The organism is Halomicrobium sp. HM KBTZ05 (assembly GCF_041530035.1).
GTDB lineage: Archaea > Halobacteriota > Halobacteria > Halobacteriales > Haloarculaceae > Halomicrobium.
This window is the reverse complement of sequence record NZ_CP168057.1, coordinates 1,423,645-1,444,851: the sequence shown is the minus strand read 5'-3', so window position 1 is coordinate 1,444,851 and position 21,207 is coordinate 1,423,645. Positions and strand designations below refer to the sequence as shown.

General features: G+C 67.4%; 28 protein-coding genes and 2 tRNA genes. 13 read left to right on the top strand and 17 right to left on the bottom strand.

The window, feature by feature from the left end:
• Positions 1-50: 50 nt before the first annotated feature.
• From ACAH01_RS07510 to ACAH01_RS07490, 5 genes are all read left to right on the top strand, one after another.
• Entirely contained in the window at positions 51-914 is an 864-nt protein-coding gene (locus tag ACAH01_RS07510; RefSeq protein ID WP_372480735.1) for an electron transfer flavoprotein subunit beta/FixA family protein, read from the top strand.
• A 2-nt stretch (positions 915-916) separates the two neighbouring features.
• Positions 917-2,599: an electron transfer flavoprotein subunit alpha/FixB family protein gene (locus ACAH01_RS07505; RefSeq protein WP_372480734.1), complete on the top strand. Its 1,683-nt coding sequence runs from the start codon at positions 917-919 to the stop codon at positions 2,597-2,599.
• Positions 2,592-4,253 carry an FAD-dependent monooxygenase gene (locus ACAH01_RS07500; protein WP_372480733.1) on the top strand — a complete coding sequence of 554 codons (1,662 nt, stop codon included), beginning with the start codon at positions 2,592-2,594 and terminating at the stop codon, positions 4,251-4,253. The genes ACAH01_RS07505 and ACAH01_RS07500 overlap by 8 nt, the downstream gene beginning before the upstream one ends.
• Before the next feature lie 7 nt (positions 4,254-4,260).
• The gene (locus ACAH01_RS07495) at positions 4,261-4,626 is read left to right on the top strand and encodes a hypothetical protein (RefSeq protein WP_372480732.1); all 366 of its coding nucleotides are present in this window, start codon (positions 4,261-4,263) and stop codon (positions 4,624-4,626) included.
• 91 nt (positions 4,627-4,717) lie between these two features.
• Positions 4,718-5,461: an N-acetyltransferase family protein gene (locus tag ACAH01_RS07490; protein WP_372480731.1), complete on the top strand. Its 744-nt coding sequence runs from the start codon at positions 4,718-4,720 to the stop codon at positions 5,459-5,461.
• A gap of 66 nt (positions 5,462-5,527) precedes the next feature.
• Here the strand turns inward: ACAH01_RS07490 and ACAH01_RS07485 are convergent, their stop codons facing one another.
• The 3 genes from ACAH01_RS07485 to tmcA are packed head-to-tail and all read right to left on the bottom strand — an operon-like array spanning position 5,528 to position 8,446.
• Positions 5,528-5,689 carry a hypothetical protein gene (locus ACAH01_RS07485; protein ID WP_208626051.1) on the bottom strand — a complete coding sequence of 54 codons (162 nt, stop codon included), beginning with the start codon at positions 5,687-5,689 and terminating at the stop codon, positions 5,528-5,530.
• 40 nt (positions 5,690-5,729) lie between these two features.
• Complete coding sequence (locus ACAH01_RS07480) at positions 5,730-6,215, bottom strand: DUF456 domain-containing protein (protein ID WP_153553687.1); 486 nt, start codon at positions 6,213-6,215, stop codon at positions 5,730-5,732.
• Complete coding sequence (tmcA, locus tag ACAH01_RS07475) at positions 6,212-8,446, bottom strand: tRNA(Met) cytidine acetyltransferase TmcA (protein WP_372480730.1); 2,235 nt, start codon at positions 8,444-8,446, stop codon at positions 6,212-6,214. Before tmcA ends, ACAH01_RS07480 begins: the two co-directional genes overlap by 4 nt.
• A 241-nt stretch (positions 8,447-8,687) precedes the next feature.
• Here tmcA and rpl7ae point away from each other — a divergent pair, with 241 nt between their 5' ends.
• From rpl7ae to ACAH01_RS07450, 5 genes are all read left to right on the top strand, one after another.
• Positions 8,688-9,050, top strand: coding sequence for a 50S ribosomal protein L7Ae (rpl7ae, locus tag ACAH01_RS07470; protein WP_015763569.1), 363 nt, complete (start codon positions 8,688-8,690; stop codon positions 9,048-9,050).
• 11 nt (positions 9,051-9,061) lie between these two features.
• The gene (locus tag ACAH01_RS07465) at positions 9,062-9,289 is read left to right on the top strand and encodes a 30S ribosomal protein S28e (RefSeq protein ID WP_015763570.1); all 228 of its coding nucleotides are present in this window, start codon (positions 9,062-9,064) and stop codon (positions 9,287-9,289) included.
• 2 nt (positions 9,290-9,291) lie between these two features.
• Positions 9,292-9,651, top strand: a complete 360-nt coding sequence (locus ACAH01_RS07460) for a 50S ribosomal protein L24e (protein ID WP_170094581.1) — start codon at positions 9,292-9,294, stop codon at positions 9,649-9,651.
• Positions 9,648-10,115: a nucleoside-diphosphate kinase gene (gene ndk / locus ACAH01_RS07455; RefSeq protein ID WP_170094582.1), complete on the top strand. Its 468-nt coding sequence runs from the start codon at positions 9,648-9,650 to the stop codon at positions 10,113-10,115. The genes ACAH01_RS07460 and ndk overlap by 4 nt, the downstream gene beginning before the upstream one ends.
• A 79-nt stretch (positions 10,116-10,194) precedes the next feature.
• Positions 10,195-10,434, top strand: a complete 240-nt coding sequence (locus tag ACAH01_RS07450) for a glutaredoxin family protein (protein WP_372480729.1) — start codon at positions 10,195-10,197, stop codon at positions 10,432-10,434.
• Here ACAH01_RS07450 and ACAH01_RS07445 read toward each other — a convergent pair.
• The 4 genes from ACAH01_RS07445 to ACAH01_RS07430 are packed head-to-tail and all read right to left on the bottom strand — an operon-like array spanning position 10,425 to position 12,933.
• Positions 10,425-11,078 carry a hypothetical protein gene (locus ACAH01_RS07445; protein ID WP_170094583.1) on the bottom strand — a complete coding sequence of 218 codons (654 nt, stop codon included), beginning with the start codon at positions 11,076-11,078 and terminating at the stop codon, positions 10,425-10,427. The genes ACAH01_RS07450 and ACAH01_RS07445 overlap by 10 nt on opposite strands.
• A 51-nt stretch (positions 11,079-11,129) precedes the next feature.
• Positions 11,130-11,540, bottom strand: a complete 411-nt coding sequence (gene msrB, locus ACAH01_RS07440) for a peptide-methionine (R)-S-oxide reductase MsrB (protein WP_170094584.1) — start codon at positions 11,538-11,540, stop codon at positions 11,130-11,132.
• A 56-nt stretch (positions 11,541-11,596) separates the two neighbouring features.
• Complete coding sequence (locus ACAH01_RS07435; RefSeq protein WP_372480728.1) at positions 11,597-12,652, bottom strand: ATP-binding protein; 1,056 nt, start codon at positions 12,650-12,652, stop codon at positions 11,597-11,599.
• A gap of 44 nt (positions 12,653-12,696) precedes the next feature.
• Complete coding sequence (locus tag ACAH01_RS07430) at positions 12,697-12,933, bottom strand: hypothetical protein (RefSeq protein WP_372480727.1); 237 nt, start codon at positions 12,931-12,933, stop codon at positions 12,697-12,699.
• A gap of 144 nt (positions 12,934-13,077) precedes the next feature.
• Between ACAH01_RS07430 and ACAH01_RS07425 the strand changes: the two genes are divergently transcribed.
• A complete protein-coding gene (locus tag ACAH01_RS07425; RefSeq protein WP_170094586.1) occupies positions 13,078-13,338 on the top strand; it encodes a PRC-barrel domain-containing protein in 261 nt (86 codons plus the stop codon).
• A gap of 227 nt (positions 13,339-13,565) precedes the next feature.
• Here the strand turns inward: ACAH01_RS07425 and ACAH01_RS07420 are convergent.
• The 8 genes from ACAH01_RS07420 to ACAH01_RS07385 all read right to left on the bottom strand — a co-directional run bounded on the left by ACAH01_RS07420 (position 13,566) and on the right by ACAH01_RS07385 (position 18,080).
• Positions 13,566-13,639 (bottom strand) — tRNA-Thr (locus ACAH01_RS07420).
• 26 nt (positions 13,640-13,665) lie between these two features.
• Positions 13,666-14,133, bottom strand: a complete 468-nt coding sequence (locus tag ACAH01_RS07415; RefSeq protein WP_372480726.1) for a GNAT family N-acetyltransferase — start codon at positions 14,131-14,133, stop codon at positions 13,666-13,668.
• Positions 14,134-14,142: 9 nt separating this feature from the next.
• Positions 14,143-14,736, bottom strand: a complete 594-nt coding sequence (locus ACAH01_RS07410; RefSeq protein WP_153553696.1) for a CBS domain-containing protein — start codon at positions 14,734-14,736, stop codon at positions 14,143-14,145.
• A gap of 83 nt (positions 14,737-14,819) precedes the next feature.
• Positions 14,820-15,581, bottom strand: a complete 762-nt coding sequence (locus tag ACAH01_RS07405; protein ID WP_153553697.1) for a GTP cyclohydrolase III — start codon at positions 15,579-15,581, stop codon at positions 14,820-14,822.
• Between the two features lie 142 nt (positions 15,582-15,723).
• Positions 15,724-16,059 carry a hypothetical protein gene (locus ACAH01_RS07400; protein WP_170094589.1) on the bottom strand — a complete coding sequence of 112 codons (336 nt, stop codon included), beginning with the start codon at positions 16,057-16,059 and terminating at the stop codon, positions 15,724-15,726.
• Positions 16,060-16,119: 60 nt separating this feature from the next.
• Positions 16,120-16,419: a DUF5785 family protein gene (locus tag ACAH01_RS07395; RefSeq protein WP_170094590.1), complete on the bottom strand. Its 300-nt coding sequence runs from the start codon at positions 16,417-16,419 to the stop codon at positions 16,120-16,122.
• 38 nt (positions 16,420-16,457) lie between these two features.
• Positions 16,458-17,816, bottom strand: a complete 1,359-nt coding sequence (locus ACAH01_RS07390; protein ID WP_372480725.1) for a CARDB domain-containing protein — start codon at positions 17,814-17,816, stop codon at positions 16,458-16,460.
• Between the two features lie 182 nt (positions 17,817-17,998).
• Positions 17,999-18,080 (bottom strand) — tRNA-Ser (locus ACAH01_RS07385).
• A 104-nt stretch (positions 18,081-18,184) separates the two neighbouring features.
• On the opposite strand from ACAH01_RS07385, the gene ACAH01_RS07380 reads away from it, so the two are divergent.
• Positions 18,185-19,234: a lactonase family protein gene (locus tag ACAH01_RS07380; protein WP_372480724.1), complete on the top strand. Its 1,050-nt coding sequence runs from the start codon at positions 18,185-18,187 to the stop codon at positions 19,232-19,234.
• Here the strand turns inward: ACAH01_RS07380 and ACAH01_RS07375 are convergent.
• Positions 19,231-19,974, bottom strand: coding sequence for a hypothetical protein (locus tag ACAH01_RS07375; protein WP_170094593.1), 744 nt, complete (start codon positions 19,972-19,974; stop codon positions 19,231-19,233). The genes ACAH01_RS07380 and ACAH01_RS07375 overlap by 4 nt on opposite strands.
• An 84-nt stretch (positions 19,975-20,058) precedes the next feature.
• On the opposite strand from ACAH01_RS07375, the gene ACAH01_RS07370 reads away from it, so the two are divergent.
• Entirely contained in the window at positions 20,059-20,493 is a 435-nt protein-coding gene (locus tag ACAH01_RS07370) for a CBS domain-containing protein (protein WP_372480723.1), read from the top strand.
• An 87-nt stretch (positions 20,494-20,580) separates the two neighbouring features.
• On the opposite strand, the gene ACAH01_RS07365 is transcribed toward ACAH01_RS07370, so the two are convergent.
• Positions 20,581-21,207, bottom strand: a complete 627-nt coding sequence (locus ACAH01_RS07365) for a uracil-DNA glycosylase family protein (RefSeq protein WP_372480722.1) — start codon at positions 21,205-21,207, stop codon at positions 20,581-20,583.

Below are 21,207 nucleotides of genomic sequence, written 5' to 3'. Positions count from 1 at the left end.
TACTATTACAGTCCCGTGGGTGAGAACAACACACGAGGTAACAGAGAGCAATGCACACGGTCGTACTGACGAAAGGCGTCCCCGACTTCCGGGAGGGGCAGGTGTCCTTCGACGAGGACGGCCACCTCGAACGGGGGAAGACGCCGACGGTGATGAATCCGAACGACAAGCACGCGCTGCGGGCCGCACTCCAGACGAAGGTCCGCAACGGCGGCACGGTGTCGCTGCTGAGCATGGGACCGCCCGGCTACAAGGAGGTCCTGCAGGAGGGGATGGCAGACGTGTACGCCGACGACCTCTTCCTGCTCTCCGATCGAGAGATGGGGGCGGCAGACACCTGGGCGACGGCGATGACCGTCGCCACCGGGATCGAGAAACTCGACGCGGAGCCCGACCTGATCTTCGCGGGCTTCAAGACCGCCGACGGGGAGACCGGCCACACCGGACCCCAGACCGCCTGGTGCCTGGAGATGCCGACGATCACCCACGTCGTGGCGCTCGATATCGACGAGGACGAAGGGAGCCTTCGCGCGAAGCGACTCGTCGAGGGCGACGTAAGCGAGATCGAGACCGTCGAGACCGATCTCCCGGCGTTCGTCGTCGCCGACCCGGAGTTCGAGCACACCTACCGGAAGGCGGCCCATCGACTCCGGTGGAAGGACCTCCGGGCAGCGACTCAGGAGCGGGCCGCGAACCTCGATCTGGACGAGGACGTGACCGTCTGGGATCACGAGGATCTGAACCTCGATCCGGACTACATCGGGCTGGACGGCTCGCCGACGATCGTCGCGGGCGTCGACCCGATCCCGAAAGCGCCCGCCGAGCGTGAGGCGACGCTGGTCGACGGCGTCGAGGACGAGGCCGGGATGGAACAGGTCTACGACGAACTCGCGGCGTACGCGGCAGGTGACTGACCGTGCCGGAGATCGACCCCACCGACCACGAGATCGCAGCACTCGGTCCGAAGATCAAAGACGTCGACGACCCCGACGAGATCGAGGCGATGCTCGATCTGGAGGCGTCGGGCGAGGACCGGACGGCCGTCGTGACCCTGCTGGAGGATCGCCTGGAGAAGCTCACCGCGGCGGACGAGGCGGTCGATCCGACCGCCGTCGACCTCTCGGAGATGACCGTCGCAGACGTGGCGAACCTCGTTCGTGACGTGGACGACGCGGACGTGTTGCGGGCGTTACTCGAACGAGAGCGAGCGGGCGAGGACCGCAAGACGGCAAAGGGCCGGATCGAGAGCCGAATCGAATCGATCGAGGGCAGCGAAGAGGAGGACGGCGACGGTCCGGCGTACGTCCCGCCAGAGGAGAAGTACCCGGAGCTGGACCACCCGACCAGCGAGAAGCGGTGGGTCGAGGGCACCGTCGACGGGACCTACCGCGACATGTGGGTCTACTGTGAAACCCAGCAGGGAGAACTGATCGACGTGTCTCGCGAGATGCTGGGAAAGGCCCGGCGGATGATGGACCAGTACAACGGCGAAGCGACCGACGAGGCGGACGACGAGGCTCCGACCCAGGACTACGGCGGCGACGAGGACGGCGCTCCGGAGGAGGTGGTGGCAGTCCTGATCGGCGACGGCGTGGGCGAACTGGCGGACGAGGCGATCGCGTACGGCGCAGACAGGGTCGTCTACCACGAGGACGAGCGCCTCGGTCGCTTCCGTCACCAGCCCTACACCGAGATCTTCTGTCACATGTGCCGAGACAGTGAGTTCGCGTTCCGCGACTACCACGAACCCCGGTACACGCTGTTCCCGGCGACGCACAACGGCCGGGACCTCTCGGCACTCGTCCAGGGCGAACTCGACTCCGGGCTGGCCTCGGACTGCTCGGGGCTGTACATCGAGGACGCCATGATCTCCAACCCCGCCAAGACGGGACAGGCCGGCGACAGCAAAGAGTTCGAGCGCATCCTGCACATGAAGCGGCCGGACTTCTCCGGGTTCGAGTACTCCACGATCCTCTGTATCGACAAGCCACACCGAGACTTCCACCCGCAGGGGGGCTCGGTCATTCCGGGGAGCTTCGCGGTGCCCGACCCCGATCCCGAGCGCGAGGGCGAGGTCGTCGAGCACGACATGCAACTGGACGAGTCGTGGTTCTCGGTCGCGATCACGGAGTACGACCAGCTCGACGACGGCGTCGATCTGACCGGTCACGATGTGGTCGTGGCGATGGGGCGAGGGATCGGCGACGATCCGACCCGCGGGATCGAACTCGGCCTGGACCTCGTGGACGCCTTCGAAGACGCCGCGTTCGGACTCTCGCGTGGCGTGATCACCTCGTCGTACAGCTTCGACGGTCACGTCGAGCAGTACGTCGGCGAGGACCGACAGATCGGCGAGTCCGGCCAGGTCGTCGAGCCGGACGTGTACGTGGCCGCGGGCATCTCCGGGGCGATCCAGCACAAGGTCGGGATGGACGAGTCGGACACGATCGTCGCGGTCAACACCGACCCCGAGGCCGACATCAGGGAGTTCTCGGATTACTTCGTCGAGGGCGATCTGTTCGAAGTGCTGCCCCGACTCACCGAGGCGCTGGAGTCGGGCGAACTGGCGACGGCGATGCAGGAGGTAAGCGATGACTGAGCACGAACACTACGAGGCCGTCGTGGTCGGCTGTGGCCCCGGCGGCGCGGCGGCGGCGGCAACGCTCGCGAACAACGGCGTCGAGACGCTCGTCCTCGAACGCGGGACCGACGCGGGCGCGAAGAACGTCTCGGGCGGGCTCGTCTACGCCGAGGAGTCCGCACCGTACACCATCGACGACCTGTTCCCCGACTTCCGCGAGGAGGCGACCGAACGACCGGCGACGGAGAACTACATCCACAACGTCGCTGGCGACCGCGTCGAGAGCTTCGACATCTCTGCACTGCACCATCACGACACGGCGTGGGCCGACGCCGTGCTCCGGCGACGGATGGACGCCTGGCTCGGCGAGCGCGTCCACGAGATGACTCGCGAGACTGGCGGCGGACTGCTGACTGACGTGCGGGTCACGGGCCTGTTGCGGGATCGTGGCGAGATCGTCGGCGTCGAGACGGCCGAACTCGATCCGATCGAGGCGGATCTGGTCGTCGCCGCCGACGGCGTCAACTCGGAGCTGGCCCGCGACGCCGGGCTGATGGACTGGGAGGAACCCGAAGAGTGGTTCCAGGGGGTCAAGGCCGTCGTCGACATGCCGCCGGAGGTCATCGCCGAGCGGTTCGACATCGACGAGGACGAGGGGGTCGCCCACCTGTTCTCCGGCGACCTGTTCGACGGCGTCCGCGGTGGCGGCTTCCTCTACACCAACGAGGACTCCCTGTCGATCGGGACCGTCTTCCACCTCGACTCCATCGCCGACGAGCGGGCCGAGCCCCACGAACTGCTCGACAACCTCCTCACGCACCCACTGCTGGCCCAGTGGCTCGGCGACGAGTACGAGGAACGCGAGTACGCCGCCAAGCTCGTCCCCGACTCCAAGAAGGCGGCCCACCCCTCTCCCCACAAGGACAGGCTCGTCCTCGTCGGCGACGCCGCCGGCCAGATGCAGGCCCAGGGACCGATCATCAAGGGAATGAACCACGCCGTCACCGCTGGCGCGCTCGCGGCCGAGGCGTTCGCGACGGCGCGCTCCCGTGGCACCCCCCACGACGCGGGCGAACTGTACGAGGGAAAGCTGCACCGCGAAGGCGTGATGGACAAGCTCCGTCCGACGAGCTACAGGACGCTCGGTCGACTCGGCGAGCTCGGTCCCGTGGCGTCGCTGATCGACACCGTCGCGGACTCACCCGTCGGGCGCTTCGCGGTCTCAGCTCTGGGCGAGGACGTGCTGGAACGGCTCTTTGCCTCGCCCAGACTGATGGCGATGATGCCAGACACGCGGACTCCCTACGTGACGATTCCGACGATCATCGCCGAGGAGCTCGGCGAGCCGGTCACCGACGAGAACCGCGTCCAGCCGCCGGCACTCGACGATCGGATCGGGGATCTGACCTACGACGTTGGCGATCCGCACATCGAACTGATCGACAACGACTTCGACGCGTCGGGGACGGCCGTGACGGCCTGCCCGGTGAGCGCGGCGGACTTCGGCGGGGGCTGTTACCGCGACGAGTACGTCCAGACCGACGGCCACGAGGCCCACGTCGTCAGCCTCGACACCCAGCCCTGCGTCGAGTGTGGCACCTGCGCCGTCGTCGCCGACACCCACTGGGAACACCCCGACGGCGGGAAGGGCGTCGAGTACCGGGAGGGATAGACCGACGATGTCGGACGCGACGGCGTACGCGAACCGAATCGAGCGGCTGGCCGACGAGGCCACAGTGGCGCGGGCGACGATCGATCCCGACCCGCCGGACGACGAGCGAGCGATGGCGCTGCTCCGCGAGGGGCTGGGGCCGACCGTGGCCCTGTACTGTGAGGCGCGCACCGGCGAGTCGATCGCGCGGCTCACGACGGCGGAGTTCGACCGCCTCCAGGGTGCTGTCGACGACTGGCTGGCGGCCTACGCGGCCTGCTACGGCGTGACGGTCGACGCCGACTACAGCGTCCGTGCGGCCGCCGAGTTACTCGTCGAGACACACAACATCCGCGACGTTGCCCAGTTGCTCACCGACGTACCAGAACGGTAAAGCGCCGTTCTCCGTCGCTCTCTGACGCCGTACGGGGTCCTCGCTTCGAAAGTGATAAACCATTAAGTATAGTGGAGTGGTACCAATCCACATGGAACTGACAGAGCCGCTGCAGTTCGACCACGAGGACCGAAAGGACATCTACGAGTACGTCGAGCGCCACGGCTCGGTCGAGCCCGAGGAGCTGCGGCGCTCGCTGGGGATGGAACCGCGACCGTTCGGCCACCACGTCGCGATCCTCAAGCGCAACGGAACGCTCGAAGCGGTCGACGGAGCGCTGCGAGTCGCCTACGAAGACAGCGCCGAAGAGGAGTTCACGGCCGACGACGTGTCGTTCACGATCCGACAGGCCCGCCAGGAGGACCTGACCGGGCTCGTCGGTGCGATCCGTCAGGCCATCGGTGGCAAGACCTACGTCGACGCCGAGACCGTAGCCGATGTCGTCGACAGCGAGGGCGTCCTCCTGCGGCACAACGAACTCGAATCGCGGATCTTCTTCGTCGCCTGCGTGGAAGACGAGGTCGTCGGCTGGGTCCACCTCAAACATCCAGAGCTCGACAAGCTCAGTCACACCGCGGAGTTGACCCTCGGCGTCCTCGAACAGTACCGCGGCCTCGGAATCGGGAGCCACCTCCTCGAGCGCGGGCTGGAGTGGGCCGCCAAACACGGCTACGAGAAGATCTACAACTCCATTCCTTCGACGAACGAAGAGGCGATCGCGTTCCTCGACGCCCACGGCTGGGAGACCGAGGCCGTCCGCGCGGACCACTACAAGCTCGACGGCGACTACATCGACGAGGTGATGATGGCGAAGGGGCTCTATAGTAACAATTGAAACGATTTACACACCGATCGCACTGCTGTCGTGCGATCGGGTGTGCATTGAATTTCAATGGCTACTCTAGGGCCAGCGGTCCGCTTCGCCCTCGATCGGTACCGGGACGACGCCGTCTCGCTGTGCCCACACCCTGGCGTGGGCCGGACAGACGACGAGGTTCGCTCGCCAGGGGACGTGTAGCTCCACCGCCGCTCGCCGTCGGCAGTCGTCTTCGCCACACTGCATGCGAGAGGGTTGGCGTCGACGGGTGATAGGCGTTGCTCGCTCACAGCGCGACGACGACCATCGTCACCAGCATCGCACCCGTCAGCACGGCCTGCATCACCGACGAGCTGAGGATGCCCAGCGTCGTCACGAGCGCCGCCTTCGCACCGGCGCGTGCGTCCTGCTGGCGGTAGTACTCGACGACGAAGACCGTCAGGGTCATCCCGAGGATCATGCCCAGCGGGCCGCCCGAGACGAAAAAGAGGACGACGCCGACGAGACTGGCGATCACGGCCGTCGTGGTCGAGGCCCCGCCGACCTTCGCCGCGACCGCGCCGCCCAGCCAGTCGATCGCCAGCGTCGCCAGCCCGACCGCGAGCAGGACCGCGAGCAACAGCGTGCCGGGCTCGCTGAAGCCGCTGTGCCACCAGTAGACGAGGACGCCTGCGATGGAGAACGGCGCGCCGGGCATCTGCGGGACGACGCTCCCGACGACGCCCACGACGAGCAAGACGAAGGCGAGAGCGAGGACCAGGAGATCGATCATGTGTGGCGGTCGAGTTCCTCCGTGAGTGCATCGTCGCCGTACAGCCGTACCAATCTTTCGACGGTCCGGCCCAGCGCGCGCATACACTCGGCCGTCGAGACGAATCCCAGTTCGTCGGCGACGCGGTCCCAGTCGTGGCCCTGTAGCGCCTTCCGGACGAGGAGCCGTTCCTGGTCGTCGGTGAGCGCGTCGGGTTCGGCGGGCGCGACGAGGTGGGCGAGCGCGAGTCGACGAACCGGCTCGGGCGCGGTGTCGAAGACCCCCGCACCGCCGGGGATGCCCGCGACGAGCCTGCGTTCTGGTTCCGAGAGGTCGATCTCGGGCGTCCCGTCGACAGCACGGAGCACGGTGCGGGCCACGTCGGGATCGAGGTCGTCGAGCGGGTCCGAGAGGACGCCGGCGATCCGGTCGCGGAACCACGAGGCGTGGCGGTCGGCCAGTGCCTCCCCCGCCGTCGAGCAGGGCCGGAGCATGATCGCCGAGTACTCCCCGCTCCGGTCGTTGCGCGTCGTCGAGCAGTGGACGCTCCGGTAGCCGCTGTCCGCCCAGAAGTCGACGAGTTCGGGCGTCGCACCGTACCCGACGCCGAGCCAGTCGACCGCGTCCGCGAACTCGTCGGCGATCTCGTCGAGCAGTCGCGAGCCGAGTCCGCGGGAGCGCACCGCCGGGTGTGTCGCGATCCGGAGGACGCGCTGACCGACCGGGACACCGGCGGCTTCGTCGCGCAACTGCGTCGTCAACACGTCGGGGATCATGTTGCCACGGACCCGTCCGCCCTCGTACATCTCCGCCCGAAGCGTCGCCGGCAAATCGCCCTCGCGGGCCAGCAGGGCGACCGAGACGACGTGTCCGTCGTGGGTGAGCACCCGGACGCCGACGTTGGGCGCGTCGAGCAGTCGCGCGAGGTCGTCGGGCTCCGTTCGGTAGTGAGCGAGGACGAGCAGCCCGAAGACCTCCCGCAGCAGGTGCTCGTCGTCGAGCAAGCGCCGGGAGTCACACTGCTCGTAGTCGACGCTGTCGAGGGTCGCGTCGGCGACCACCTGCTCGACGGCCGGCCGCGCGCCGAGCAACAGCGCACGGAAGACCCACGACTCGACGGGATCGCCGGGCGCGTAGCGGATCGGCTCGGTCAGTCGGCGCTCGCACACCGCGAAGTCGCTGTCGGCCAGCCGCGACCGGAACCGGACCGAGAAACCCCGGCCGGCCCCCTCGTAGCCGTGGACCGTCGTGGTGAACGCGACCGAGGGCGCGTCGAGGAACCGTTCGAGGACCCGAACCGGGAGCGCAGCGGCCTCGTCGACGATCACGAGGTCGGCCTCGTCGGTCGCCGTCGCGGCCGCCGTCGGGTCGGCGTAGCGAACCCGTCCATCGGCCGTCCGGAGTTCGTGGGGCGTCTCGGGGTCGTCGCGTCCCCGGAGTGCATCCATCGCCGAGAGTCGCTCGCCGGCCCGGTCGAACACCTCGCGCGCGCTCCGGTACTGGGGCGCGGTCACGAGCACGTCGAGCCCGTCCCGTGCCAGCGCCCCCGCGGCCAGGCCGGCGGCGCTGGACTTCCCCCGGCCGCGGTCGGCTTCGACGACGAGCGCGTTGCCCGGGTCGGCCAGTGGCTCGAACCCGCGCACGGCCGCGACCTGATCGTCGGTCAGGCAGGCGTCGTAGACCGCCCGCGGGAAGTCGTGGTCGTCGGGCGGGGCGGGCCGGCCTCTGGGCACGTGCGGAGCGGGGTCGGTGAGCCCCGACCGCTCGATCGTCCCGCTGTCGGCGTCGACCACGGCGATACCGGGGTGTGCCCGGAGCGTCTCGACCAGTCGCGTCCGGAACTGCCCCGCCACGTCTTCGACGGTCGCGGGCGGAACGGCGAGGCGCTCGTCGAACGCGTCGCGTCTGTCGGGCCAGTCCGCCAGCGAGGGCGCGAGCACGAGCAAGAGTCCCCCACCGTCGACGGCACCGACGGCCGCTCCGAGCGCGTTGGGCCGACAGGCCTCGTGGCAGTCCAGCACGACGGCGCTGCGGGTCCGGCCCAGGAGCTCGCCAGCGTGGACCGTATCGAGGTGTTCGCCGGGGAGACCGTCGGCCGGACCGACGACCGTGAGCGCCTCGCTGCTCACGCCCGCCGCGTCGAGCGCGTCGGCCGCCGCGTCGCGGGTGGCCGACGGCGTGCCGGTGAGAACGAGGACGCGCCGCTCGTCGGCGCGCTGTGCTTCCGCACGGAGCCGTGCCGCCAGTTCCATACCGACACTGTTCCGGCCGCGAGTATGGGCCTGACGGTCCTCTCGGACGGGCCAGACGACCGAAGCGATCCCCGGCCAGCGACCGTGTGGCGGCCTGCCACGGGATTTCGGCTTCGAAACCCCTTTTAGGGCTCGTGTCGCAGTCACGGGTACAGCCTGCACCGGGTTGATGATGCTCCCAGCCTTCTCAGGACTATCCCGGCGGGGGAGCGCGAGCCCGCGTGCAGGAGGTGATCCATCAATGCCAGTATACGTAGATTTCGACGTCCCTGCAGACCTCGCAGACGACGCCCTCGAGGCGCTCGAGGTCGCGCGGGACACAGGAAGTGTCAAGAAAGGAACGAACGAGACGACCAAGGCAATCGAGCGCGGCAACGCCGCACTCGTCCTCGTCGCCGAGGACGTTCAGCCCGAGGAGATCGTCATGCACATCCCGGAACTCGCCGACGAGAAAGACGTGCCGTTCGTCTTCGTCGCCGAGCAGAGTGACCTCGGCCACGCCGCCGGCCTCCAGGTCGGCAGTGCCGCCGCGGCAGTCGTCGACGCCGGTGAGGCGGAAGACGACGTCGAGGACATTGCCAGCAAGGTCGAGGAACTTCGGTGAGGTGACCGAGGATGAGTGCTGAGGAATCCGAAGACAGTGGCTCCACGCCGGCCGAGGTCATCGAGGTCGTGGGCCGTACGGGGATGCACGGCGAGGCCATGCAGGTCAAGTGCCGCATCCGCGAGGGCTCGAACCAGGGTCGGATCATCACCCGAAACGTCCTCGGTCCCGTCCGCGAGGGCGACGTGCTCCAGCTGCGCGAGACCGCACGTGAGGCCGACCAGATCGGAGGTCAGTAACGATGCCTCGAACCCGAGAATGTGACTACTGCGGCGCGGACATCGAGCCCGGTACCGGGACGATGTTCGTCCGAAAGAGCGGAACGACGATCCACTACTGCTCGTCGAAGTGTGAGAACAATGCCGATCTCGGCCGCGAGGCGCGCAACCTCGAGTGGACCGAGGCCGGTCGCGAGACCACCGCTGCAGAGCAGGAAGCGGCCGCCGAAGCCGAGGCAGCCGCCGAAGCAGCGGACGAGCAGGCGGCAGACGAAGCGGACGCCGACGAAGACGAGTCCACCGAGGCAGACGAGACGGCCGACGAGGACGACGCGGAGTCCGCCGAGACCGACGACGAAGAGACCGAGGAGGCCGAGGCATGAGCGAGGACCTCGAACGGACGTTCGTCATGGTCAAGCCCGACGGCGTGCAGCGTGGCCTGATCGGTGACATCGTGAGCCGCTTCGAGGACCGCGGGCTCAAGCTCGTCGGCGCGAAGTTCATGCAGATCGACCGAGACCTCGCCGAGGAACACTACGGCGAGCACGAGGGCAAGCCGTTCTTCGAGGGTCTCGTCGAGTTCATCACGTCCGGCCCGGTCTTCGCGATGGTCTGGGAAGGACAGGACGCCGTCCGACAGGTCCGCTCGATGATGGGCGAGACCGATCCGGCCGAGTCCGCACCCGGAACGATCCGTGGTGATCTCGGACTCGACCTCGGACGGAACGTCATCCACGGTTCCGACCACGAGGACGAGGGCTCGAACGAGCGAGAGATCGAGCTCTTCTTCGACGAGGACGAACTCGTCGAGTGGGAGCGCATCGACGAAACCTGGCTCTACGAGTAAGCCAGCCGCTCCGATTTTTTCGACCAAACCCCGACAGCCGCGCCGAAAGCGGCTTCTGACTCCGGTCCGAGGGACGGATATGAGCATCACACTCTACCAGCTCGATGGCTGTCCGTACTGCGAGGCGGTCGCCGAGCGACTGGACGACCTCGACGTCGAGTACGACTCGGTGTGGATCGACGCGCTCCACTCACAGCGAGACGAAGTCAAGCGCGTCTCGGGCCAGCGCGGCGTCCCGGTCCTCGTCGACGAGGACCGTGGCGTCACCATGGCCGAGTCCGAACGGATCCTCGAGTTCGTCGAGCAGAGCTACGCCTGACCGGGCGTCGAGAAGACGTAAGCGAGTGCCGCCCCGATCGCCACGAACACCATCGGGAACAGGAACATCGCGACGAGCGTCCACAGGAGCGCGGGAGCCGAGACCGCCTGTGCGGTCTCTCCCGTGATCCGCCGGACGAAGACGAACGAGCCGAGCGCCCCGACGGCGACGTAGGGAATGGCGAATCCAGTGGCGACCATCGCGCTCTCTTCTGTGCCCCCGACCGTCACCGGCGGTGTTCGCTGGCGTTCGAAGAGGAACCCGGCAGCGAGGAGCACGACGATCGGGAGGGCGAAAAAGAGGACGGCCGGGAAGAACGGCTGGCCGTACAGGAGATTGTTCAGCCCCGATCCGGCCTGGACGCCCTGCGAGACCGTCGTCGCGATCGGGACGTGGTGAGCGCTGTACACCACGTAGACGTACTGGACGGCCTTCGTCCAGAGCGACCAGTCCGCTCTGGTGACTGCGGACCCCGAGAGCGCGAGTGCGACGACGATCGCGGCGTACTGGACGGCGAGTGTCCCGACCGACGCGATAGCTGCGCGGAGCCACGGGAACTCCGTGAGGGAGGGCTTCAACAGTGGCTGGTCGGCTGCTGTCGAGGCCGCCGAGTCGTCGGTCGCGTCGGTCGTGTCGTCTGTCACTGGTACCTACACGTACGAATCGCGAACACCGCAAAAAGCGTTCCGGTGGTCCTACTCGTCTGCCTCGAACTCCAGGGCCGCGCCGTTGATGCAGTAGCGCTTGCCGGTCGGTTCGGGACCGTCGTCGAAGACGTGGCCGAGATGGCCCTCACAGTTCGCACAGACGACCTCCGTCCGGTCCATTCCGTGGCTGGTGTCTCGACGGGTCTCGATCGCGCCCTCGTCGTACACGTCCCAGAAGCTCGGCCAGCCCGTCTCGGAGTCGAACTTCTCCCCGCTGTCGAACAGCGCCGTCCCACAGCCCGCACACTGGAACTGCCCGTCGTCTTTCACGTCGATCAGATCGCTACTGAACCGCGGCTCGGTGCCCTGCTCACGCATGACCCGGTACTCCTCTTCGGTGAGGATCTCGCGCCACTCCTCGTCGTTGCCCGGCGTTTCGTCGGTGGTTTTCTCACTCATGACTCTCCGTTGGGGACGGAGACACAAAAGCGTAGAGCGATCGGACGGAGGTCGCGTCACTCGCCCGACGCCACCGCGCTGGCTCGCGGGCTGTCACCGGCGTGGGGAGTCGCGCGTTCCCGGACCGTCGCCCCGTGGACGCTCTCGGTCGTGTCATCGACGACGACGACCTCGCCGGGACTGGTGGGGAGTTGCGCTGTCAGCGAGTCGGTCAGGTACGTCGGCTGGGCCGCCGTGAGCGCCTCGATGTCGCGGCCCGACGTGAGCCGGTGGGCTACGAGCAGGTCGGACTGGGAGATGCCGACGGCCGGGACGGCACTCGGGCGCTGTGTCGCACAGACGAGGCTGACGCCGGGTGTTCGCCCGCGCGTGAGGAGCTGTCGCAGGCCCGGGTCGGCGACGCCGTCGAAGAACGCGTGGGCCTCGTCGACGAGTAGCCAGGGGAGTCGTTCGATCCGACCGTCGATCCGACCACGATAGAGGAGGTCACAGATCGCCCTGACGACGGCGTTGGCCGGGGCCGAATCCAGCCTCGACACGTCGACGACCGTGACCGCACCGTCGGCGAGGGCCGTCGCCGTCAGCCCCGCTGGGTCGAACACGTCCCAGCGGTCGGCCACGTCGAGGTGGTTGCGAACGGTCCGGACCACGCCCGCCGACGCGTCGGCCGACCGGACCGATTCCCGCATCTCCGAGAGCGACTGTCCGTCGCTGGCGGCCTGCCAGAGCAGACTGCCCGCGGCACTGTCGGGGGCCAGCCCCAGCAGCCGACACCACGTCCGGGGTGACAACGACGACGGCGCGACCCGCGGCTCGTCGACGACGGTGGCCGGAACCGGATCGCCGCTGGCGTCGGCCGCCAGCGTTCCGAACTCCCCCATCGTGTCGACGAGTACCGGACCAGTCCCGTCGGCGCGCGCGAGCCCCTCCGCGATCACACCCAGCGTGTAGGACTTCCCGTATCCCCGCTTGCCCACGATCGTGACGGCGTGTGGCCGGTCGAGATCGAGGTGGACCGGGCCGACGCCGCTGCCGTCGCTCGCGCGATAGGTGCCGAGTCTGACCGTCGGGCCGCCGTCGAGACCGCGCTCGCGTCCGAGTACGAAGCTCACGTCGCTGTGTCGATCCGTCTTCCCTCAAAAAGGTCCGCGCCGTGTCACAGTCGGCTCAATCGCCCCGTCACGTCGTCCATCCACTCTGGCACGTCCAGGTTCGCCAGCGTGCCGTCCTCCCAGGTCGTCACCACGTCCACGTCACCGTCGCGCGTCACGTCGATGCGCCACTTCCGGCTGTCCTCCGCGGTAACGTCGAAGCGACCTCCGCCGTTCGAGAGTGGCTTGACGTGTTCGACCGTGACGGTATCCCCCGTGTACAGCTCCAGCGTGTCGCCCATATCCGACTGCGAGGGTCGCACGGACTTAAATCACGCACCCGCCGGCGATCGGTGACCGCTCCGGAGGCCGCTGTCACCACCAGTCACCGTCGGGAGCGAACGAAATCAGCGATTTTTAATTGTGTTCAGACCGACGACACGAGCATGGTCCTCGCAAGCAGCCTCCCCGAAAAGCCAGTGATCCGCACCGACGGCAAAGCACTCGGTGTGGTTCACAACCTGACGATGGAGATAGACACCGGTGATCTGGCGACGCTGATCGTCGAGACCGACCCGTCCGACGACGTTCCGGAGACACTGGAACGGACCGACGACGGACACCTCCGCGTCCCCGCAGCCCGAGTAGACGGCGTCGGCGACCAGGTCGTGGTCCGCCCGCCCGAGTCCACGAACGACCGCCAGTAACACTGCCGGCCGTCGCTGTTTCCTGGGGCCGCTGTCGCGGTGTCTCGGTGAGCGCCTGCCAGTACCGACGCTGACCGGCAGGCGACGATGTTCCGGCATCGAGAGCGTCGCGAAGTTCTGTACAGCACCGGTGACCGCGTTGGTCGTCTGGATCATCTCCGAGTCGGCGACTCGCCGACGGTGTGGGGGTGCTGGGCTCGTCCGTACGACGCGTGAAAATCGGGAGGAGCCAGGGGTGGGATTTGAACCCACGAACTCTCGATTACAAGTCGAGTGCTTGGACCACCCAAGCTCCCCTGGCGCAGGCGGTAGTTATGCGGGGACCATTTAGAGGGTATCGCTTTCGGTCGACTTTTCGAAGGCGACGCGGTGGGGTTCGTAGCCGTGGCGACGGTAGAATCGGCGGGCCGCGTCGTTGTCTGCCATCGCCTCCAGCGTGACACGGTCGGCGTCGCGGTCGGCCAGCTCGGACTCTGCGGCCTCCAGCAGTGCCGTCCCGATCCCCTCGTTCCGGTCGTCGGGCCGCACGTAGATGTTTCTGATCAGGCCGCGGGTCCGGTCCTGGCGGTACTCGCCGGTTTCGACGGTGAACATCACGAAGCCGACGACGGTGCGGTCGACGACCGCGACGGCGAGTTCGTCCGCGACGGTGTGTCTGAGCACCGCGTCGCGTGCCGTCGAACGGTTCTCCTCGGGGAGGATGTGTGAGCCGTGGGTGCGCTGGCCCCTGGCCAACTCGATCCACAGTTCGGTAACGTCGTCGACCTGGCCGGTCGACGCGAGGGTGATCTCCATACGGTCGATTCAGATGTCTCGACAGTCGTCACAGAGGAGCTGGCCGTTGAACGCTGCCAGGTTGCGAGCGAGCGAGCCACACTGCTCGCAGATGCCCTGATCGTCGAACGGCTCGTCGGGGATGGTCTGGCCCGCCGTCGCGGTGGCACCGACCGTCGCCACCTCGTCGGCTACCGCCTGACTCGCGGTCTGTCCCATCGCCTGCTGGGCGGTCGCTTCGCTGCCCAGCGCCGACGTGGCCAGAATGTCGTGTTCCGTGACGATACCAGCCGGCTCGCCGCCGTCGGAGACGACGAGCCAGCTGGTCGACCACGACGACATCCGGTCGCGCGCCTCCGGCAGTGTCTCCTCGGCGGCGACGGTCGGGACGGACTCGGTCATCACGTCTTCGACCGTCGCAGCCGCCGGATCACCGTCGGAGACGAGGTGGGCGAGTACGTCCCTGTCGGTGACGACGCCGACCGGCTCGGAGCCACGCAGCACGACGGCCAGATCGGCCTCCTCTCGGAGCAGCAGTTCCGACGTTTCCAGAACACCGTCCGATTCGCTCACGCCGACGAACTCGCGTTCCATCACCTCCCGCACTGTCACGTTCTCGTTCATGGTAGCTGGTAACACACAGGTGCCCTAAAAGCTACCTGCACTACGCTTATACCCGCCGCGTTCGAATAGTAAAGACTGGACCGTCAGAACTCGATCGTGACGTCGTCGCCGGTCGCTCGGCACTCTTCGAGGGCGTGCTTGGCGGTGATTCCGGCGTCGGCGGCGACGCCACCCCGGCCGACACCGACCTTCAGTTCGACGCCGACGGTCTCCTGGACGTGATCGATCGCCGCCCGGTAGTCGGCTTCGTCCAGTTCCGGACACGTCGCGATGACGTTGTCTCCACCGACGAAAAAGGCCAGCGAGTCGTGGGCTCGTCGCATGTGGCGCATCAACTCGGCGTACCCCTGTTCGATCTCGATGAACGTGTCGAACTCGTTGAGCTGGTCGGTGTACTTCTCGGTCGCGTCGTTCACGTCGAAGTGGGCGATCTGTACGTCTTCGTCGGTGCGGAACTCCTCGTCGACGACGCGTCCTTTGAGGATCTCTCGGCGGTGTTCGTCCTGCGCGCTCCCGGCCGCCTGGAGTTGCTCGGTCGCGGTTCCAAGCGCCTCGGCCGGCGTCGTCCCGGTCGCGACGCTCAGACTCATCGTCACCGGATATCGGTTCGCGACCGACTCCTGGATGAGTGCGTGATCGTCGAGATCGACGCCGTTGCTGACCGCGATCATGTTGTCGAACCGGGTGAAGAAGACGTACGCGTCCCGGTTCCCGAACAGCTGAGAGAGATCGGCAAAGAGGCGCGACTGGAGGGTCTGGAGATCCACTTCGCGGCGTGGCTCCGGCGTCACCGTCCACGGTCCGTAGTTGTCGATCTGTATGTGGGTCACCTGCGTGTTGGTCACGGTTGGCTCACCGTTAGCGAGGGACGGCTATTGTTCTGTCGGAACAGCCCGTCGAGTCGGGAGCGGTGCGGGGTCGGGAGACGACGGAGAGCGTCTCCCGATGGCGCACGGTCGATCGGATAACGATCGACGACAATCCGTATCAGGGACGGTGCTGGCCGGCCACCGCGTCGTCGGCCAGCGCTACCGTGGCGACCATCGAGTCGTACTCGACGACGCCGGTCGCAGTGAGCTTCGGGAGGTGTCGCTCGAAGAACGCGTCGCGGACCGAACGGCGCTCGCGGTCGGGCACCGCCGCCGGTTCGATGCCGCGTTCCCGCGCGCGGACGGCGGCGGCGAGGTCGTCGAGCGCCATCGGCCCGTCGCGTTCGGCGAGAATCTCGACCGCGAATCGGCGGCGCTCGGACGCGAAGAGGTCCGCGACGACCTGCTCGGGCAGTTCGACCAGCCCGTCAGTCGTGGTGTCGTCTGTCGCCATACGTAGCGGTACGAGCGGCACCCGAAAGAATGTGTCGCGGTCACATACCTCACGCGCCCACTACGCGTGTTCGAGGCGGTACGGCCAGTAATCGGCCGACCGGAGCGCACGCCCCAGTGCCTTGTGGAACTCCGGGAAGTCCTCAAACTCCGAGCCCTCGACGTGCTCGAAGATGTCGGCGACGGAGACGACGGTCTCGTAGTCGATTCGAACCGGGTGGTCGCCGTACTCCGCGACGAACTCCTCGGCCGACAGCGGGAAGTCTGCCTCCTCGTCGATCTTCTTTGCGATCACCGCATGGCCGTACTTTCGACGCCCTTCGCTCCCTTCCTCGCCGTCGGGATCGTGTGGCCAGTCCATACCGGATGGGTAGGGTGACCCACGCAAAAATCTCCCGGTTACCAGCGTTGGAGTGCGACGAGGAGGACGCCGATCACGGCGACACCGCCACCGATCGCGATCTCGGTGAGGCCCACGTCGAACTCCGAGACCGATTCGGGCACAGACACGTCGAACCCGCCGTCAGAGCCAGCGGAATTAGAGTCGCCCGTCTCCGTCTGGCTCTCGCCGTCGTCTGACCCCGACGTGCCGTCGCCGTCAGTCGCCTGTCCGCTGTCGGTCTCGGTCTGTTCGGCGTCTCCCGTCTCGACGACGACGTTGCCCACGAACTGCTCGTCGAGCGCGACACGGTAGTTCCCGTCGCGACTGATCGCCTCGGACACGGTGATCTGTCGGGTCTCGCCGGGGCCGAGCGTCACGGTCTCGTTGCTGACGGCGCTCCCGTCGACCCGCAGCGACGCCGTGTACTCGCCGGCCACGTCGCCCGCGTTGGTGACGTTCGCGCTGACGGACAGCTCCTTCTCGACGCCGTTCTCGCTGGTCGACAGCGTGTGTCCGCCGACCTCGAACACCGGGACGAGCGAGCCGACGAACAGCGTCTCGGTCTCGTTGGTCCGGGCCTCGTAGACGTAGCGACCGTCGGCGGGGCCTTCGAAGGTCGTGTTGGTTCGCTGGACGGCACCGTCCGTGCCGCTGTAGATCTCGACCTCGTCGCTGTCCACGTCGGTCGCGTCGATCACGGACTGATTGACCGCGATCCGGACCCGTCGGTCGTCCACGTCGGCGGCCTGCTGGACGGTGACGGCACCGAAGACGGTGGTCCCCTCACCCGACGGGAGCGAGAACGGCACCGCCTCCGGATCGGTGTAGGTCGCGACCGTCCGGTTGAACCTGTCTCTGCTGGTCCTGAAGGTGAGCGAGTCGACGGCCAGCGAGTCGTTCGTCGCCGGGAAGGCCGCGGTGACTGGCCCGGTCCCGTCGACCGCGCCGGTCCGGACCCTCATGGTCCGTCCGTCGGACCGATACTCGGTCGTCCGCGCGACCGCACGGTCCACGAGGACCGTCCCGGCCGTCTTCGAGTTGGCGACGATCTCGTACTCACCGGGTTCGTCGAAGGTGAGCGGCACCCGCACGGTCCGCGATCCGCCGCTGTCGACGGCGTAGTTTTCGACGAGTACTTCCTCGCCGTTGGCCGTGATCGTGACGCGACCGGCACCGTCGTCCTCGCCGGTGTTTCGGAGATGGACCTCGACGTCGACGCTGTCGCCCGTCGCAGTCGTCTTCTCGGGCAACGACGCACTCGCGACGAACACGCGCGGTGCAGCCAGCGCCGGTCCGATGCTACTGACGACCAGAAGTCCGGCGACGAGAAGCGCCAGACCGGTCCCGAATCTCGACGACGTTGTGTTGCTCGACATCTGTAACACTCTGTTTGATTGAACAACTTAGCACCACGGTATAAGCTTCGTGTTTTGTGAAAGCGATTTTTTGCCGTCCGGCCGACACTCGATCGTCGTCCCAGACGGCGACGAGAGCAGCCATATGCTGGGGAGAGTTCGGGCTGTGTCGCCGCTACGCAGTGCTGGGCGGAGTGAGACAGCGGTGGGACTGGGATTTGAACCCAGGAGGCTTGCGCCACCTGCTTTCAAGGCAGGCGCAATGGGCCGCTCTGCCATCCCACCACAGGACAGTCGTCGATAGCCGGGGGTCGGCCTAAGGAGTGTCGATTGTGGACGGTCGGCGACGAGCCCAAAGACCGAAGACAGGGGCCGTCGAAGCGAGAGTAATGGCGACAGAGGAACTCGCACTCGTCGGGACGTACACGGATGGTGACAGCGACGGCATCTACACCGTCGCGGTCGACGGCGACGGCGCTGTCGAGCAGCGGTCGGTCGCGGCCGCGGGGGACGACCCCTCGTTCCTGGCGATCCATCCCAGCGGGGAGTACTGCTACGCGGTCAACGAGGTCGACGAGGGCGGCGTCACCGCCCTGGAGATCGATCGGGCGACCGGCGAACTCACGCGACTGAATCAGGTCAGGACCGGCGGCGGTGCCGACCCGTGTCACTGCACGGTCGACGCAACGGGCCAGTATCTACTCGTCGCCCACTACACCGGGGGCTCGGTCGCGATGTGTCCGATCGCCGAGGACGGCCAGATCGGCGCGCCCTCAGATCTCGTCGAACACACGGGCTCGGGTCCCAACGAGGAGCGCCAGGAGGCCGCTCACCCGCACTCGATCCAGCCCGGCCCGGACAACGAGTACGCGTACGTGCCGGACCTGGGCGACGACCGGGTCGTCGGCTACGAACTCGACCTCGACGACGGCACGCTCGTGGCGAGCGACGCGGCGACGGTCGAGCTGGCGGCCGGCTCGGGGCCTCGTCACATGGCGTTCGACCACGACGGCGAGTACGCGTACCTCATCAACGAACTCGACTCGACGGTGACGGTGCTGGAGCGCGACGCGGACACGGGCAGCCTGACCGTGGTCGACACCGCGCCGACGGTGGCCGACGACTACGACGGCGAGAACATCACCGCAGACGTCCACGTCCACCCCTCGGGCGAGTGGGTCTTCGGTTCGAACCGTGGTCACGACAGCATCGCCACGTTCGCCGTCGACGGCGGGACCATCGAGTTCCAGGGCACCGTCTCGACGCGGGGCGAGTGGCCGCGGAACTTCGCGCTGACCCCCGACGGCGAGACGCTCCTGGCCGAGAACATGGACACGAACGACATCGTCACGTTCGACGTCGACGCCGCGACGGGCGAACTCTCCGCGACCGGTGCGGTCACCGAACTGCCCAGTCCGGTCTGCCTGCAGTTCCTCTAGGGGCGAACGACGGTCGCGGTCCCGTCCCTGTCGACGACGTCGAACCCGAACTCGTCGAGCGCCGCCGTGGTCCGTGTGGGAACCAGTCGGTCGGCTCGATTGCGGGCACGCAGGAGCGGGACGACCGTCGGGAGGTCCGCGTCCTGCTCGACGACCGGGATCGTCGGGAGAAAGTCGACGGCGAGTCCCGCGTCCGTCGCTCGCTGGACGAGCGTCTCGACGGTCGGCGTCTGGAAGGCGTCCTCGAAGTCGATCGGTTCGGCGAACCCGGCGTAGCTGATCCGGCCGGCCGTCGAAGGACCGAGGACGACGCCGTTGCTCCGGAGCTTCATCGCCGCGGTGTCGATGTGCTGGCGACCGAGCAGGGCGGCCGTCGGCCTCACCACCGCGGCCGTCCGGACGCCTTCCCGTTCCAGCAGGTGCGTGATCGTGTTGCCGGCACGGGCCGACTCGGTCGAGCCGACCTGTACCTCGAAGCGGACCTCGTCGGTGTCGACGACGCCGTCGAGCGCCGAGCGCACCTCGCGCTCGGAGGCTCCGTCCTCGCTGGGGACCTGTTCGTCGGCACGGTAGTTCACGAGCAACTCGGCCCCGCTCCCGTCGATTGCTTCACAGACATCGGCGAGCATCGCGGCGTACAGCTCCGACGCTTCGTCCGTCGTCAACCGGTCGCGTTCGACGAGGTCCGTGAGCACGGCACCGGATTCGGGCGGTTCGGCCATGACTGCGACAGTGGTCATACCACTCTCTCCGGCGAGGCGACCCTTTTCACTTTCCACTGGCCGGGCGCGGAAGTTATTGCTTCGGGAGTGATAGCACACACCATGCTCGTCGAGGAGCTCATGTCGACGGCCGTCGTGACCGTCGACCTCGACGCGACGCTGGCCGAAGCCGTCCAGCGCCAGCTCGATGCCGGCGTCGGGTCGGTCGTCGTCCTCGACGACGGGGCTCCCTGTGGGATCGTCACGGAACAGGACGCGCTGGCGGCCGCACTGCGGACCGGGCGGGCGCTGGACGACATTCCGGTCGCGAAGCTCGCACACGGCTCGGTCGTGACGACCACGCCCGAGACGGCGGTCCGGAGCGTCGCTCGACAGATGTCCGACGAGGGCATCAAGAAAGTCCCGGTGCTCGACGACCTCGATCTGGTCGGCATCCTGACGCTGACCGACATCGTCTGGCACCTCTCGGACATCGAGCGAGAGCGCTCCGAGATCGAGGCGACGCGAGAGCGCTGGGAGTCGGCCGACCGGTTCTGATACGACCGGCTGTACATCTGTGACCGATTTCGCCACCCCGAGTGGCGAAGCTCGTCACGAAGTGACAGCCGGCAGTATGAACGGGCGCTACCGACTTCGGCGTCCCTTCGTCTGGCGGTAGTCCCGGCCGAGCGTCTCGCCGAGGTGTTCGAGGAACGCGTCGCGTTCCGCGTCGGTCTGTTCCCACGGTTCGATCATCGGGAGGAGTTCGAAGCCACGCCCCCGGATCGTCGTCGCGTGGCGCTCTTCGATGGCGAGTTCGTCCTCGCTCAGGGTGGTGTACTCGAAGGCCAGCGCGTCCAGTGACGCCTGTCCGACCGGCAACAGGAGCTCGGGGTTGATCATCCGGACCTCGCTGTTGAGGTATGGCTCGCAGTTCCGGACCTCTTCGTCTGTCGCACCGCGTTCGGGGTGGTGACAGCGGCTGACGTAGGTCAGATAGACGTTGTCGAACTGGGGGCGGTCGGCGTCGGGATCGTCCACCAGCCCGACGCTTTCGAGGATGTCGAGTAGCTCTCGTTCTCGCTCGCCGACGAACGGGAGCCCGACCGCGTCGGCCGCCTCGCTGGGCGACTCGCCGAGGACGAGCAGTTCCGCGCCGACGTCGCCGTAGCCGTGGACGACGTTCGAGCGCGTCTCGCAGAGTTCGGGGCAGTTCTGGCACGTCTCGTCCATCCCGTACGGATTGGACAGAGACTCCTGGTCGGCGTCCAT

What these genes read in the sequence shown, in the direction of transcription:
- ACAH01_RS07510 (WP_372480735.1), top strand. Translation starts at nt 51, where the DNA reads ATGCACACGGTCGTACTGACGAAAGGCGTCCCCGACTTCCGGGAGGGG.
- ACAH01_RS07500 (WP_372480733.1), top strand. Translation starts at nt 2,592, where the DNA reads ATGACTGAGCACGAACACTACGAGGCCGTCGTGGTCGGCTGTGGCCCC.
- ACAH01_RS07495 (WP_372480732.1), top strand. Translation starts at nt 4,261, where the DNA reads ATGTCGGACGCGACGGCGTACGCGAACCGAATCGAGCGGCTGGCCGAC.
- ACAH01_RS07490 (WP_372480731.1), top strand. Translation starts at nt 4,718, where the DNA reads ATGGAACTGACAGAGCCGCTGCAGTTCGACCACGAGGACCGAAAGGAC.
- ACAH01_RS07485 (WP_208626051.1), bottom strand. Translation starts at nt 5,689, where the DNA reads ATGCAGTGTGGCGAAGACGACTGCCGACGGCGAGCGGCGGTGGAGCTA.
- ACAH01_RS07480 (WP_153553687.1), bottom strand. Translation starts at nt 6,215, where the DNA reads ATGATCGATCTCCTGGTCCTCGCTCTCGCCTTCGTCTTGCTCGTCGTG.
- tmcA (WP_372480730.1), bottom strand. Translation starts at nt 8,446, where the DNA reads ATGGAACTGGCGGCACGGCTCCGTGCGGAAGCACAGCGCGCCGACGAG.
- rpl7ae (WP_015763569.1), top strand. Translation starts at nt 8,688, where the DNA reads ATGCCAGTATACGTAGATTTCGACGTCCCTGCAGACCTCGCAGACGAC.
- ACAH01_RS07465 (WP_015763570.1), top strand. Translation starts at nt 9,062, where the DNA reads ATGAGTGCTGAGGAATCCGAAGACAGTGGCTCCACGCCGGCCGAGGTC.
- ACAH01_RS07460 (WP_170094581.1), top strand. Translation starts at nt 9,292, where the DNA reads ATGCCTCGAACCCGAGAATGTGACTACTGCGGCGCGGACATCGAGCCC.
- ndk (WP_170094582.1), top strand. Translation starts at nt 9,648, where the DNA reads ATGAGCGAGGACCTCGAACGGACGTTCGTCATGGTCAAGCCCGACGGC.
- ACAH01_RS07450 (WP_372480729.1), top strand. Translation starts at nt 10,195, where the DNA reads ATGAGCATCACACTCTACCAGCTCGATGGCTGTCCGTACTGCGAGGCG.
- msrB (WP_170094584.1), bottom strand. Translation starts at nt 11,540, where the DNA reads ATGAGTGAGAAAACCACCGACGAAACGCCGGGCAACGACGAGGAGTGG.
- ACAH01_RS07430 (WP_372480727.1), bottom strand. Translation starts at nt 12,933, where the DNA reads ATGGGCGACACGCTGGAGCTGTACACGGGGGATACCGTCACGGTCGAA.
- ACAH01_RS07425 (WP_170094586.1), top strand. Translation starts at nt 13,078, where the DNA reads ATGGTCCTCGCAAGCAGCCTCCCCGAAAAGCCAGTGATCCGCACCGAC.
- ACAH01_RS07415 (WP_372480726.1), bottom strand. Translation starts at nt 14,133, where the DNA reads ATGGAGATCACCCTCGCGTCGACCGGCCAGGTCGACGACGTTACCGAA.
- ACAH01_RS07410 (WP_153553696.1), bottom strand. Translation starts at nt 14,736, where the DNA reads ATGAACGAGAACGTGACAGTGCGGGAGGTGATGGAACGCGAGTTCGTC.
- ACAH01_RS07400 (WP_170094589.1), bottom strand. Translation starts at nt 16,059, where the DNA reads ATGGCGACAGACGACACCACGACTGACGGGCTGGTCGAACTGCCCGAG.
- ACAH01_RS07395 (WP_170094590.1), bottom strand. Translation starts at nt 16,419, where the DNA reads ATGGACTGGCCACACGATCCCGACGGCGAGGAAGGGAGCGAAGGGCGT.
- ACAH01_RS07390 (WP_372480725.1), bottom strand. Translation starts at nt 17,816, where the DNA reads ATGTCGAGCAACACAACGTCGTCGAGATTCGGGACCGGTCTGGCGCTT.
- ACAH01_RS07380 (WP_372480724.1), top strand. Translation starts at nt 18,185, where the DNA reads ATGGCGACAGAGGAACTCGCACTCGTCGGGACGTACACGGATGGTGAC.
- ACAH01_RS07375 (WP_170094593.1), bottom strand. Translation starts at nt 19,974, where the DNA reads ATGACCACTGTCGCAGTCATGGCCGAACCGCCCGAATCCGGTGCCGTG.
- ACAH01_RS07370 (WP_372480723.1), top strand. Translation starts at nt 20,059, where the DNA reads ATGCTCGTCGAGGAGCTCATGTCGACGGCCGTCGTGACCGTCGACCTC.
- ACAH01_RS07365 (WP_372480722.1), bottom strand. Translation starts at nt 21,207, where the DNA reads ATGGACGCCGACCAGGAGTCTCTGTCCAATCCGTACGGGATGGACGAG.